We start from the raw sequence: 13,579 nt of genomic DNA on the forward strand, positions 1-13,579 counted from the left end.
ATTGCTTCTCCGCTAGGTTGAGCCTTACAGACTGTGTAAAAATGTAAAGCGTGTGGATTACATCTTCGCTTACAACAGCTATTACTCCAACGGCGATCGCCTTGGGGAATTTTGATGGCGTCCATCTAGGGCATCAGGCCGTCATTCGCTCGGTAGTGCCCTTAGGAAATCAGGGTCAAGGCGAGCCGCCTGTCAACTTGCCGCTGCCTGAAGCGTCACTGCGAGGGTTGAGCCATCGCCAGAGAACTCAACTCAGCTTGCCGACCGCCAACTCTCAGCCAGCGGCGACCCCAATTCCTACCGTGATGACATTTTTCCCGCATCCGCAGGAGTTCTTTGCCAGGAAAGCTCGGTCGCTCCTGACGCCTTTACCTGAGAAAGCGGCCCAGATCAGCCGCTTGGGCATTGGTCAACTGGTGCTCCTGCCCTTTGACCAAGCCTTGGCCAATCTGTCGCCCGAAGACTTTGTGGAAACCCTGCTGGTCAAGTATTTGCGGGTACAGCACATCAGCGTGGGCAAAGACTTTTGCTTTGGCAAGCAACGTCAGGGCACCGTAGATGACTTGAAAGCACTAGCTGCCTGTTATGGAGTTCAGGTGCACATTGCTCCCGTCGTTGATTTAGGTGCCGATCGCATTAGCAGCTCTCGCATTCGCCAGGCCTTGGCCAACACCGATCTCGATACGGTCAAAGCGCTGCTGGGGCGACCCTACAGCTTGGTTGGTCGGGTGGTTAAAGGGCAGCAATTGGGGCGAACGATTGGATTCCCCACGGCGAATTTACAATTGCCCACCGAGAAATTTCTGCCTCAGACTGGGGTCTACAGCGTTTGGGTGCATGGGGCAACCCAGACCCCTTATCCCCTCGTACCGGCGGTGATGAACCTGGGCACCCGCCCCACGGTGAAGGGAGCAGCACTCACCGCTGAAGTCCACCTGCTTAACTGGGAGGGCAATCTCTACGACAAAACGCTAGAGGTACATCTACATAGTTTTCTACGGCCCGAGCAAAAATTTGGCAGTCTTGACGATCTCAAGACCCAAATTCAACGCGATTGCCAACAGGCGCTAGGCGAACTGGCGCGATAGCCGGTAGGCAGTTGGGGCGCGATCGGGGCATCATAGGCCTAAACACACTTAAGTCACGTCCAGAGGTAACGGTTTTCCTACAGGTAAACCGCAGTTGCCAGCCAGACTTGGTATAGCAGGGGTCACCAGCATGCGCGAGCGGATCGAAACGCTAGTTCAGAATTTAGACAAAACCATCGTCGGCAAATCAGACTCCATTCGGTTGGTGCTAGTAGCGCTGTTTTCAGGCGGGCATGCTCTGCTGGAGGATGTGCCTGGGGTCGGCAAGACTCTGCTGGCCAAATCTCTGGCCCGTTGTATCGATGGTCGATTTCAGCGCATTCAGTGCACGCCTGACCTTTTGCCCACCGACGTGACCGGCACCAATATCTGGAATCCCAACAGCGGCGAGTTTCAGTTTATGCCGGGGCCGGTGTTTGCCAACATTCTGCTGGCTGACGAAATCAACCGAGCCACCCCCCGCACCCAGTCGGCACTCCTAGAGGTGATGGAAGAGCACCAGGTGACTCTAGACGGCCTGTCCCGCCCCGTGCCAGCCCCATTTTTTGTGATTGCAACCCAAAACCCGGTGGAATACCAGGGCACCTTTCCCCTCCCCGAGGCCCAGATGGATCGCTTTGCGCTCTCCTTTAGCCTCGGCTACCCGACTGAGAGCGAAGAGCTGAGCATGCTCCAGCGTCTTGGGGGTGGAACCTCTCCCCACGACATTCAGCCCTGTATCACCCTAGATGAGGTCATGGCGCTGCGGGCAGAATGTGCCCGAGTCACGGTAGAAGAGTCGCTGCAGCGCTATATCCTCGACCTCGTGCGGGCCACCCGCACCAACAGCGACATTACCCTCGGGGTCAGCCCTCGGGGCTCGGTGGCGTTTCACAAAGCGATTCAGGCTCTGGCCTATCTAGAAGGGCGTAGCTATGCCATCCCTGACGATGCCAAGCAGTTGGCCCCCCACGTGTTGGCCCATCGTCTGATTCCGGCGGGCCACCATCGGGCGCAGCGGCTAGTGGCTGACCTGCTTGAAACCACGCCAATTCCGTAAAGCCGTGCTCATTGAAGATGCTGTGCCGCTTTTGCGAAACCAGGTCAACCAAAATTCCCCTGGAGAGAATGGTAGTTTTTACGGCCAAACAGCCCATAATAAGGGCGGTGAACTGAAGGATCGCAATTTCCTATGCCAAGAACGCCCAGTGAGTACATCATTCACATGCTGTTGGATGGCGGCCACCACGAAGAGGTACGCTTCTCTTCCATTCAGGATTTCCAAAAGTGGTATAGCGGCGAATTGATGCCCAAGGCCACCTCCGATGAGTTCATTACCGTGCCCCTGCCTAAGGTCAATCCTGGCGAATATATGGTCATCCGTCCGTCCCGAGTCAGTGCGATTCGGGTAGAGCCGGTATTTAGCTCTAGCGTTGAGCGGTATTAATGGCTGGTTGGGGTAAGGCAAGCACAAATACTCGGTTGCTCACAGCAGGTGTGGCGACGGTAGCCTTTCTGATGGTTCAGAGCGGCGGATCGCTCTCGCTGGCGGTTGAGCGGGGCGACGCTCAGGATCTACTCGTTGCCGATCTTTCTGCTGATGCCCAGCCCTCAACGGCTCTGCCCCTGAGACCACTGATCGGGGATGGGGAAGATTCTCTCTGGGCTGAACTTGTGCTGCCCGATGACCGTCAAGCGTTGATCGAGGCGATTAACCATAGCCTGACCTACCTGGCAACGCCCAAGGCGGCAGCCGATTATCAGGCTTATCGGGTGCCGGGCATCACGCGCGATCGCGTGTGGCAAAGTCTGCAACGGCTGCGGCAGCTAGTCGCCACTAGCCCCAGCAATCAAGCTTTTCAAGCGGGCCTCAGGCAAGAATTTATCCTTTATGAATCGGTGGGCGCTGATGGCGAGGGCACCGTTGCCTACACGGGCTACTTTGAGCCGCAGTATCGAGCCAGCGCGGTTCCCACTGCCGAGTATCGCTACCCCCTCTACCAGCGTCCTCCGACCCTGGATGCTTGGCCTCAACCCCACCCAACCCGTCTAGAGCTGGAGGGCGCAGATGGCTTGGCCGGTGGGCAGGGTGCCCTCGCTGGTTTAGAACTGGTGTGGTTGGCCAATCGATTAGAGGCGTTTCTAGTACAGGTGCAGGGTTCGGCCAAGCTGCAACTCACCGATGGTCGAGTTATGTCAGTGGGCTATGCGGGTCGTACTGAATATCCCTACACCAGCATTGGTCGTGCCCTGGTCGAAGACGGCAAAATCGCCCCAGATAGTCTTTCGTTGCCCAATCTGCTGGCCTACTTTGAAGAGCATCCCGCAGATTTGAATCACTATTTGCCACAAAATGAGCGGTTCATCTTTTTTCGCGAGGGCAGCGATGGGCCACCTTCAGGCAGCCTGAGTGTGCCGGTGACGGCTGGCTATTCGATCGCTACCGATAAGTTACTGATGCCACCAGGGGCGATCGCGGCCATTCAGCTGGCACTACCCCAGCAAACGCCCCAGGGCGAATGGACTAGCCAACCCACCACCCGACTGGTACTCGACCAAGATACCGGCGGGGCCATTCAAGGCCCTGGACGGGTCGATTTGTACGTGGGGTCGGGTAGCCAAGCTGGGGAGCTAGCTGGACGGATCAACACGACAGGGCGCTTATATTACCTGCTGTTACGGCCCTGAGAGGTCAGTGCTATTTAGCGCTGTTCCCTGAGGTTTGCTGCAATTGGAGTGTTACCCTATAGGCCTATGGATACTTCCTTTGCCCTCACCCTACAGATTGTGCTCACGGTGCTGGCCGGAGTTACTGCGCAGGTCATTGGGGAAGTAGCCAGGGTTCCCAGCATTATTTTTTTGCTGCTGTTTGGCATTGGTTTGGGGCCAGATGGCATTGGGTTACTCCATCCTCAAGACTTAGGCATTGGGCTAGAGGTCATTGTGGCCCTTAGCGTGGCGCTAATTCTCTTTGAGGGCGGGTTAAGCCTAGAGTTGAGTGAACTCGGCCAGGTGTCGAACAGTCTGCGCAACCTGGTTACTATCGGTATCTTTGTCACCCTGATTGGCGGTGGTATGGCAGCCCACTGGCTGGGAGAGTTTCCCTGGTCGCTAGCATTTCTTTACGCTTCGCTGATAGTGGTGACTGGCCCTACCGTAATCGGGCCGCTGCTGCGTCAGGTAGCGGTCGATCGCAAGGTAGCCACCCTATTAGAGGGCGAAGGCGTGCTGATTGATCCGATTGGAGCCATCCTAGCGGTAGTGGTGCTCGACATTATTCTCAACGGGGACGCCGATCCCACTACAGTGGTTGGCGGCTTGATTTTGCGATTGAGCATTGGCACGCTGATTGGCATAGTCGGCGGCGGCCTGATGGGTCTTTTGCTGAAGCAGGCCAGCTTTTTGGGAGAAGATCTGCGCAACCTCGTTGTGCTGGCAGGGCTATGGGGCCTATTTGGGCTGGCCCAGAGCATTCGTAGTGAGGCAGGGCTAATGACTGCCGTAGTAGCAGGCATGATGGTGCGCTGGCTGTCGGTGCCCGACGAGCGGCTGTTGCGTCGGTTTAAGGGACAGCTGACGGTGCTGGCGGTGTCGGTACTGTTTATTTTGCTAGCGGCAGACCTGTCAATTGCCAGCGTGTTTGCCCTGGGTCAAGGAGCGGTTTTGACGGTGCTAATGCTGATGGTGGTAGTACGCCCAGTGAATGTCTGGCTGTGCACCCGCTCCAGCGATTTGAACTGGCGTCAAAAGCTGTTTTTAGGCTGGGTTGCCCCCCGCGGCATTGTGTCGGCCTCGGTGGCCTCTCTGTTTGCTATTTTGCTGACTGAGCGGGGCATCAGTGGGGGAGAAGCCATCAAGGCTCTGGTGTTTCTCACCATCATTATGACGGTGATGGTGCAGGGGCTGACCGCTCGGTTCGTAGCGGGTTGGCTGGGCATTACCAAGGCGGCAGCGGTAGGAGCCGTAATTGTCGGGTGCAGCCCGCTCAGTTTGTTAATCGCTCGCCTGATCAAGGAATACGGCGACCCGGTAGTCATCATAGACACTAACGATGCCGCCTGTGATGCTGCCGAAAAGGAGGGCATTGAGCTTTTGATTAGCAGCGCCCTCGATCGCGATGTCTTAGAACGAGCGGGTCTGGATAAAGCCGGCACTTTTCTGGCCATGACCAAAAACGGCGAAGTCAATGCTGTAGTAGCGCAGCGGGCACTGGAGGAATTTCAACCGGCTCGAGTGGTGGCGGTGGTGCCTCAAGAAAAGAGCTTGGGCGATCTGCCGAATCAGGGACAGCTAAAGGGAGCGCAAACCCCTCGCCTAGCCCTTAGGCAGTGGAATGCTTACCTCAGCGATGGGGAGGTGCGCCTGGGCGAGACCTGGCTGCGGCAAGAGAATAGTCAGCTTCAACAGGCTCACCTAGCTACGCTGGTGGACAACGGTGCCCTGGTGCCCCTGCTGGTGGAGCGCGACGATGCGCTGCGAGTTGCCCTAGGGCAAGACCGGTGGGAGGTGGGCGATCGCCTCATTTACCTCTGGCATGACTCCAAACCCAAACTGCTCAGACAGCTTGCGGGCGGCATTCAGCCAACTCGGCTCACCCTAGAGACATTGCCCGTGGTCGAGGCCGTGCCCCCAGCGCCAAAGGAGTCTTTAGCAGAAACTGCCATAGCAGCAACACTCGTGTCTGAAGGGCCAGTTTCGTCAGATTCTAGATAAGCTGGATTCTTTTAACGCTATGACGCTCCAGTCTTCATCTGCATCGACCTTATGGCTTCTAACTCACTTCACGGTTCAGCGCTCGGTACGCTGACGGGCATCGGCGTTGGCCCTGGAGACCCTGACTTAATTACGCTCAAAGCGCTCAAGTGTCTTCAGGCGGCTGAGGTTGTGGCCTTTCCCCAGGGGCGCAGCGGTCGCCCCGGTTTGGCCCAGACTATCATCGCGCCCCATCTGGGGCAGCAACAGCTACTGCCGCTTGAGTTTCCCTACATCTTCGACCCCGACCAGCTCACTAGCGCTTGGCAGCAGGCGGGCGATCGCGTCTGGCACTGTCTCAGCCAAGGTCAAAACGTAGTGTTTGCCTGTGAAGGCGATCTCAGCTTTTACGGCACCTTCAACTACCTGGCCTTGAGCCTTGAGCGTCGGTACCCAGCCGCACAAATCAACCGTATTCCTGGTATTTGCTCACCGATGGCAGCGGTCAGCGCCCTTGGGTTGCCGCTTACGGTGCAATCAGACAAGCTAGTCATACTGCCTGCTCTTTATACAGTGGATGAGCTAGACGCTATTTTGGCCTGGGCGGATGTCGTGGTGCTGCTCAAGGTGGGGTCAGTCTATAACCAGGTTTGGCAGTTGCTACAGCAGCGTCATCTCTTGGCGCATAGCTGGGTCATTGTCAATGCCACCCAGTCCACCCAGACGGTCTATCGCCCCCTCACACCATACCCCGATCTAGACCTACCGTACTTTTCGCTGATGGTCATAAGGTCGGGGGCAAATCCGCTACCCTAGAGAGGACTAGGAACCCAGATGTATAGGGTCAAGTCAATACATCTTAGCGATCGCAAACAGCACAGTACGGCATGAATTCACCTAACGCGCCCAGGCTAAACCAACTGCTCAAAACCGCCCGTCAACCCCAGTGGATAGCAGCGCTATTGTCCTTAGGGTTTCACGTCGTGCTGTTTGCAGCTGGCCCCTCCTTTTCCAGCCTAAGCGCCACCGCCATGGGAGAAAGCGATTCAAACTCAGAAGAGCGTCGGGTTCCTTTAATTGAGCTTACCCCCGAGGAGCAAAATCGTCTGCCCGACTTTTCAACCCCCGCCTATTCTTTGGACGGCGGAGACGATTTGTTTAGTTTGCTTCCTCCCTCAGGCAGCAGTCTACCCCTTGAACCCGGCTCAGACTTCGGTGCGTCCTTGGCGATCCCTGCCCCTAGATTGCCCTCCAACCCTTTCCCTTCAGGTATCTCACCCTATACCTCCCCAGGCCGCTCCTCCATAACGCTGTCCCCTCGCCGTACCCCTTTCCCCGCGTCACCTAACAGAGGCGCGATCCGTCGCCCGGCTGGGCCTCCCGCTGGAGATACTGCATCCCCAGCAGCTTCAACACCAACTGCCGGGCCGTCAGAAGAGACAACCGAAAATAGTGCCGCTGATTTGGAATCAACCCAAGGCGCTGAGCAGAGCACTGAGAGCAGCAGTACTCCACTAAACCCGACAAACCCTGGCACCCCCCCAGACGGGCAAGAAACCGAGCCAGCGAATGAACTGCTAGCTCGGGTCGAGTTTAACGAAGCCCAAACCAGCGCCAGTGAAGTCGAAATTGCCAAGGCAGCCTGGCTACAATCTGTTCAAGAAAAATTAGGAGATGGGGTCGCCGAAGTTGCTGAACCCATCGTTCTCAAAGTTCCCTACAGCGGTCGCCTCTGCCTATCTCCTGAGCCTGCCGATGGGCTACTGGGGGTAGTCGGCTTACCCGGTGAAACTAGCGACAGCCTTGAACTATGGACGACAGTCCTAAAAAGTACAGGTTACCCGTTCTTAAACCAAGCCGCCGAACAGGCACTTCAAAACCTTCAGCAACAAAGTGATAACGACACGTTGGCAGCTAATACTTTGTATCAGGTCACGGTAGAAGTAGAATACGACGACCAAAACTGCATCAGTCGTGAGGCTCTCCTGCAATCGCGTACAGGTGCATCAGAAGAACCCAATAACTCAACCGCTGAGTAAGAGTTTTTAGATGGTCGAGCTGTTGAAACTGGTCTTCAGCGCCTAGCAATTTAATTAAACAAGTCCCAGCAAAATTGAGGAAATCTCACTGGGACTCGTTCAATTAGGATTTATCTATTTTTGAGGAGCGAGAACGACATCAGCGTAGGTTCCCGATCGCGCTACTGTGCCTTTATCGAGAACATAGATGCGATCGCAGTGCTCAATTGTTGATAACCGATGGGCAATGATTATCAGAGTCTTAGAGCCAGCTAAAGCCCTGATCGATTCGCTAATCAATCGCTCTGTTTCATTGTCTAAAGCAGAAGTCGCTTCGTCTAACACGAGAATTTCTCGCTGATGATAAAGGGCGCGGGCAATGCCAATGCGCTGGCGTTGTCCGCCGGAAAGACGTACTCCACGCTCACCCACTGCAGTATCAATGCCGTTTGGCAAGTCGTGAACCAACTCTTCTAGCTGAGCTGCTTTGATTGCATACCACAAACGTTCACTATCGATCTCAGATTTAGGAACTCCAAAAGCAATATTTTTCTCAATAGTGTCGTCAGTCAAAAAGATAGACTGAGGTATATAACCGACTAGCCTTCTCCAGTTTGATAGATCACTATAAATTGATTTTCCATCGAGAAAAATATCACCACTCTGAGGAACCAGAAGGCTTAAAATAACATCCACTAGAGTTGTTTTTCCTGCCCCTGACTGACCAATAAGCCCAATAGATTCTCCTCGCCTAATCTCCATAGAAACGCCCACCAGGGAAGGTTTAGGAGAACTAGGGTACTGATAAAATATGTCGGAAATTTGCAGATTGTTAGAAAAGTCAGAGGAATACTTTTTGTCAGGATGGGGGGAAGAGGTTGTGAGCGAAGAAGAATTATCGTACTTGCTCAACTCGTTATTCTCAATCTCCTTAAGGTCTAGGTACATCATATCTAAGCTATGAGCAGAGTTCCGCAACCTACCGATACATTCTGCCAAGTTACTGGCGGCCGGAATCAATCTCAAGGAAGCAACGGCAAATACACCCATGCTTGCAATTGCTGACTGAAAATCTTGCCCTATAAGTAGTTGAGAGACGCAGACAAATCCGACGATAGCTGTTATCAACAGAGTCTCAATCATTGTGCGAGGGACAAATTGAGCGCTCTGAAAAAGAATCTCTACTCGAGCCTCCTCATGTACATGCTCTTCCAATTCCTTGCGAAAATAATTTTCGCACCCAAAGACTCGTGTCTCCTTAATGCCTCCCAACCCGTGATTGACAGCCTTAATGGTCTCTTCGCGAGCAATGGTCGATAGTTTACCCCATTGCTTCAGTCGCTTTACTAAGAAAGAGAAGACTACAAAAGCGGGTAGAAGAGCAGCCAACGAAACCGTCAACAATAAAACATTCGTCTTTGCCATTAACACTAAAAGTGTGGCAACCACAATAATATGAGAAACTGACTCTACCATTGGCAAAGAAACCATAAAGCAGAATCGGTGCGTCTCGTTGGTTATCTTATTAATGTAATCCGCAGTATTTCTGGTCAGATGAAAGTCGTAAGGAGCAAGCAGATAAGTATTGAAAAGACGCTCCTGAACAGCCGCCCTCTGATCAAAAAGAACCTTGTAAGAATAGCGCTTACTGAGAAAGTAAATAGCTCCTTTTATTAAAAATATTACAATGATAAATATTCCAAACCACAGAACTAGCTTTTCTAAGCTGCCGAATCCAAAGGCTTGATAGATTCTGCTAAAGGTATTACTTTCTCGAACTACCTTTCCTGGATCACCAGCCAAATTCAAGAAAGGGCCAATCAAGCCTATACCAAAGGCCTCCAACAGAGATGTGACAAGAAAAATACCAACCAGCCAGATCAGTTGTCGCTGATGCCCGGAAAAAACATAAAGAAATTTCTGAAAGTAACCCACCATCTCTCCCTCAAAACAACTGCCAAACTCTGTAGTTAAATTAGTCGAGCAAAAGCGCCCCACAAACCCTTTAGCCTAATTATTGGGTAACACCAATGCTCTACTGTTTAACTTAGTCACATTTTTTACCTAATTAGCGTCGACTGTTAGTAGCTTTCATTTTTCTAGCAATCAGTATTTTGATCTCTCTATGCCCACTACTATAGTACCCATAATGACGGAAGAATAGATTTAGCAAGCAAATTATTTATGATGTTAGAAAATACTTTAAGAAAGCTTCATCTCATCTTCCCACCTCTACAATTTTGTCGTCAGAGGATTTTTTCGCAGAGATTTTGCATTGTCAGAGAAAGTCAGTCCAGAATAATTCCTACACTCATCAATAGAATTTCACCCCAACAGGCTATTGCTAAAGGGAAAACTGTGGATTTTCATGCAGGCTAGGACTTGCAACCGTAAGATTTCATCAAATGTTTGTGCCTAGGCCTCACTATATAAAGCACATCCAGGAAAAGGGCAGGGCTTGCCTACATCTAATATAATTACATTTAGCATAGCTCCCAAAAGCTTTGTGGTGGTATAGCGACGTAAAACGCTGATATTTGTTCCCGCTTCTTTGTTTAAGCACTGATGCCATGCAAGCTCAAAGACTTACCCTTAACGGCAACACCGTAGTCTCCGGAAAACAGATTGACTTTGCGGAGACATGCTTTGCAGTTTTCTATCTATTGTTTTTTGCCGGAGCTTTTGGGTTTGGAGTAGATCTCGCCAAATCTCCCGTTATTCCAGAATCAATTCTTACCTTGATTCGATACGCTGCTTATGCAGTTGTTTTGCTGTTATTGTCACTGCGCCCCACAGAAACGCTCAAGACAGCCCTTAGTAACAAATGGGCGCTGGGTTTGATTTTTATTACGTCTATTTCCTTTTTATGGTCTTACGACCCATCAGTCACAATAGACTCCATATGGAAAGAATTTCTTCCTATGTTTTTGCTGAGTCTTTATATTGCCTCTAGATTTACGCTAGAACAGCAATTTAAGATCATTCTATGGGTTCTAGTCATAGTTTTCTTAGAGAGCGTGGCCTTAGCAATCGCGATGCCGGGAGTAGGGCGTCATACGGCGGGTCCTTTTATTGGAAGCTGGAAAGGCGTATTCGCACAAAAAAATCAGTTTGGTGCGCACTCAACAATGACGCTCATAGCTCTCTATATGTTAGCTAATTATGCTAGAGAGAAGCAGCGATGGGCATTAATACTTCTCGGAGGATGTTTTGCGGCGTTACTCGTCAGCAGTTCTGTTACAGCATTAACTCTTTCTTTTGTAGGGCTGATACTAACGATTTTTTATCGTCGTTTTGCTTGGCTGGGTAAACGCTCGGTTCTGCTAGGTGTCTTATTTGTGCTAGTTTCAGTTAGCTTCTTTTATACTTTATTTTCTAACTGGGTAGATATCCTTGATTTCTTCGACAGAGATCCTACGCTATCTACACGAACGCTCATCTGGCATCTAGTTATTAATTCAAAAATTCCAGGCAGCCCATATCTTGGCTATGGCAGGGGTATTTTTTGGGATTCACCAGCTTTAACAACTGGGTTTGAATCCTTTGCATATCACGTTCCACCACACGCGCACAACGGCTTTTTAGATCTTATTCTAGATGTTGGCTTGATCGGCTTCTCTTTCTTTTGTGTTACCTGGTTTATAACCTATGTTAGAGCAGCAAGGCTTGCTTATGATAAGAAAGAAGCGGCTTATTTGTGGCCTCTTTTATTTTTGTCGATGCTTATTCTGTTCAATACCTTTGAAAGTTATCTCGCTCGTCTGACGACCCTGTATTGGATCATTTTAATTATCTTAGCTTTTTCTCTAACTCCAAAGGTTCTTGCATCTAAAGACTAGATCATTCCTATTGAGCGCTGACAATGTTGTATTTTTAGCCTAGGAAACTTAAAGGTATTACACAGCAAACTACGTAATGCCTTTGCAGCAGTCTATTTTTTAAATTAAAAATAGGCTAACTTACAGATACTAAGTCTTATGACACATTCAGCCCAAAATGCTAATTCCATAACCGTTTGACGAATGACATTAAAAATGATTTGACTCGTATCTATCTTAAAAACTGCTCAACACTTTAACAGTGTATTTATTAGTCAGACTAAGAGGGCAGTTCAAAGTAATGTGCTGTAGTTTTAGTCACTTACCGATTCCCCATAACCCTTAAAAAAGAGGGGTAAAAGTTCCCTTTTCATAGACGTTTACGGCTTCTCAAAGGATACGGGATTCTCCACTCTTGCTATAAGAGACAAGACTTTTCAAACATTTCCCTAAAATGAGAATTGAGCAACAACGTTCTTAATATTGGTATAGCAAATAAGGTTATGTATTAACTAAAGAGTCTATTTTTTTGACAGTTAAATTTTGAGTTTTCCACGTTAACTGTCTAATAAATACAAAACTTGGACACTAACGCCGGAGAATAAGGTTTGCAGCTATCCTTCACTTCTTAAGAGAGGGATAGAGGATCTCTTACAAGTTTTTCCGTAAATAGCTGCATTTTAATGAACGGTAAAACATTGTCTTTATGAATAGCCATTATAAAAAACAACTCCTTGCTTATGAAACAAGGAGTTTAGGTTTAATAGAGTGACTTTAATTGGAATGCCAACAGATGATCTACTAGCATCCCTAAATTAACAGAGTTTGCTGCTGCAATCAAACCTGGCTCAACATACTTATCTAGTCATTATTATCAAATATGTTGAAGACATCTAGAATATTAAGAATGCCACCCAAAGGAGCCAGAATTGGAGACAAGGCCCGATTAATGTTGTCAATACCGACTAGATAACCTTTTTTCGGTACTAAAATAACATCTCCATCCTGGACTTGATAGTTATCTACCAAACTAGAAAGATCTACTCTTTGTTCTTCAACCTGACCTGTCTCTGAAAGGCGTACTAGGCGAACTTCTCCTAAAGCCGCATCAGAATTAGGGCCACCAGCAGCAGCGATCGCACCCGCTACCGAACTGTTTGGCTGTATCTGTACTTCTCCTGGTTGGACTACGCCGTCGCCAATAACGCGTACTCGAACATTGTCTGGGGCAATACTTGAACTGGCTACCAAAGACTGATCAATCTCAGCACCGGGCTGTGCTTTAGGTACAAAGATAGAATCTCCATCTCTAAGCACCAAATTATTGCCTTGACCGCCACTGACGATTGCGTCCCATAGGTTGACAGAAATATCCTGCACCTGACCATTTGGCAATTGTCGTCGGACAATAACCGACCGGATGTCTGCTGTACGGCGTATCCCACCAGCAGACACTAGGGCAGAGGATAAAGTTGGTGTTGTTGTAGATGCTGTAATTCGGGCGTTTACGTCCAGTTGGGTTTCAGCTGAGGTTAAACTACTTAGCTGTACAGGCCCAGGACGATAAACCTCACCTGCCACATCTACAACTACTGGACGTAGCGCCGTTAAGCTAACATTGACGACTGGATTTACCAGATAGGCATTAAGACCTTGAGTAATTTCTTCGGACAAGTTATCGACAGTTTTTCCGGCTGCTCGAATAGACCCTAGAAAGGGAAAAGGCATTGTACCATCAGGCAAAACTACCCGTGAACCAGTAAATTCCTCATAGCCGAAGACTTCAATAGCAACTTGATCACCAGCTCCTAGAATGTAGTTTCCAGGAGCTTGCGAAGCTTGGAGATCGATGATCGGAGCATTAAATTCCGTCGATTGTTGAGCATGTACTACCCCAAAACTCCATAGACAGTTATGAGCTAATGCAGCTGAGAGCGAAATTAGCGCAATAGAACGTTTATCTAGTTTCATAGTCTTAAGCGAT

General features: G+C 50.1%; 10 protein-coding genes. 8 read left to right on the forward strand and 2 right to left on the reverse strand.

Annotated elements, in window-relative coordinates; all coding sequences use genetic code 11:
- Positions 1-50 precede the first annotated feature (50 nt).
- The 7 genes from H6G07_RS04630 (at position 51) to H6G07_RS04660 (ending at position 7,798) form a co-directional block, all read left to right on the forward strand.
- The gene (locus tag H6G07_RS04630; protein ID WP_073607334.1) at positions 51-1,088 is read left to right on the forward strand and encodes a bifunctional riboflavin kinase/FAD synthetase; all 1,038 of its coding nucleotides are present in this window, start codon (positions 51-53) and stop codon (positions 1,086-1,088) included.
- Between the two features lie 130 nt (positions 1,089-1,218).
- Positions 1,219-2,127: an AAA family ATPase gene (locus tag H6G07_RS04635; RefSeq protein ID WP_073607333.1), complete on the forward strand. Its 909-nt coding sequence runs from the start codon at positions 1,219-1,221 to the stop codon at positions 2,125-2,127.
- A 132-nt stretch (positions 2,128-2,259) separates the two neighbouring features.
- A complete protein-coding gene (locus tag H6G07_RS04640) occupies positions 2,260-2,514 on the forward strand; it encodes a hypothetical protein (protein ID WP_073607332.1) in 255 nt (84 codons plus the stop codon).
- On the forward strand, positions 2,514-3,755 hold the full coding sequence (gene mltA / locus H6G07_RS04645; protein WP_242026633.1) for a murein transglycosylase A: 1,242 nt from the start codon (positions 2,514-2,516) through the stop codon (positions 3,753-3,755). The genes H6G07_RS04640 and mltA overlap by 1 nt, the downstream gene beginning before the upstream one ends.
- 66 nt (positions 3,756-3,821) lie before the next feature.
- The gene (locus H6G07_RS04650; protein ID WP_073607331.1) at positions 3,822-5,780 is read left to right on the forward strand and encodes a cation:proton antiporter; all 1,959 of its coding nucleotides are present in this window, start codon (positions 3,822-3,824) and stop codon (positions 5,778-5,780) included.
- A gap of 51 nt (positions 5,781-5,831) precedes the next feature.
- Positions 5,832-6,575: a precorrin-2 C(20)-methyltransferase gene (locus H6G07_RS04655; RefSeq protein WP_073607330.1), complete on the forward strand. Its 744-nt coding sequence runs from the start codon at positions 5,832-5,834 to the stop codon at positions 6,573-6,575.
- A 71-nt stretch (positions 6,576-6,646) separates the two neighbouring features.
- Positions 6,647-7,798 carry a hypothetical protein gene (locus tag H6G07_RS04660; protein ID WP_139296933.1) on the forward strand — a complete coding sequence of 384 codons (1,152 nt, stop codon included), beginning with the start codon at positions 6,647-6,649 and terminating at the stop codon, positions 7,796-7,798.
- 114 nt (positions 7,799-7,912) lie between these two features.
- Here H6G07_RS04660 and H6G07_RS04665 read toward each other — a convergent pair whose 3' ends face one another.
- Entirely contained in the window at positions 7,913-9,712 is a 1,800-nt protein-coding gene (locus H6G07_RS04665) for an ABC transporter ATP-binding protein (RefSeq protein ID WP_338420680.1), read from the reverse strand.
- A 635-nt stretch (positions 9,713-10,347) separates the two neighbouring features.
- Between H6G07_RS04665 and H6G07_RS04670 the strand changes: the two genes are divergently transcribed.
- The gene (locus H6G07_RS04670; RefSeq protein WP_073607327.1) at positions 10,348-11,616 is read left to right on the forward strand and encodes an O-antigen ligase family protein; all 1,269 of its coding nucleotides are present in this window, start codon (positions 10,348-10,350) and stop codon (positions 11,614-11,616) included.
- An 840-nt stretch (positions 11,617-12,456) separates the two neighbouring features.
- On the opposite strand, the gene H6G07_RS04675 is transcribed toward H6G07_RS04670, so the two are convergent.
- Positions 12,457-13,566, reverse strand: coding sequence for a polysaccharide biosynthesis/export family protein (locus H6G07_RS04675; RefSeq protein WP_073607326.1), 1,110 nt, complete (start codon positions 13,564-13,566; stop codon positions 12,457-12,459).
- Positions 13,567-13,579: the final 13 nt, after the last annotated feature.

Origin of the sequence: Phormidium tenue FACHB-1052, from assembly GCF_014696675.1 — a bacterium.
In the GTDB taxonomy this organism is placed as follows: domain Bacteria; phylum Cyanobacteriota; class Cyanobacteriia; order Phormidesmidales; family Phormidesmidaceae; genus Nodosilinea; species Nodosilinea tenuis_A.

Coding starts and splice junctions, on each gene's coding strand:
- H6G07_RS04635 (WP_073607333.1), top strand. CDS start 1,219: ATGCGCGAGCGGATCGAAACGCTAGTTCAGAATTTAGACAAAACCATC.
- H6G07_RS04640 (WP_073607332.1), top strand. CDS start 2,260: ATGCCAAGAACGCCCAGTGAGTACATCATTCACATGCTGTTGGATGGC.
- mltA (WP_242026633.1), top strand. CDS start 2,514: ATGGCTGGTTGGGGTAAGGCAAGCACAAATACTCGGTTGCTCACAGCA.
- H6G07_RS04650 (WP_073607331.1), top strand. CDS start 3,822: ATGGATACTTCCTTTGCCCTCACCCTACAGATTGTGCTCACGGTGCTG.
- H6G07_RS04655 (WP_073607330.1), top strand. CDS start 5,832: ATGGCTTCTAACTCACTTCACGGTTCAGCGCTCGGTACGCTGACGGGC.
- H6G07_RS04660 (WP_139296933.1), top strand. CDS start 6,647: ATGAATTCACCTAACGCGCCCAGGCTAAACCAACTGCTCAAAACCGCC.
- H6G07_RS04670 (WP_073607327.1), top strand. CDS start 10,348: ATGCAAGCTCAAAGACTTACCCTTAACGGCAACACCGTAGTCTCCGGA.
- H6G07_RS04675 (WP_073607326.1), bottom strand. CDS start 13,566: ATGAAACTAGATAAACGTTCTATTGCGCTAATTTCGCTCTCAGCTGCA.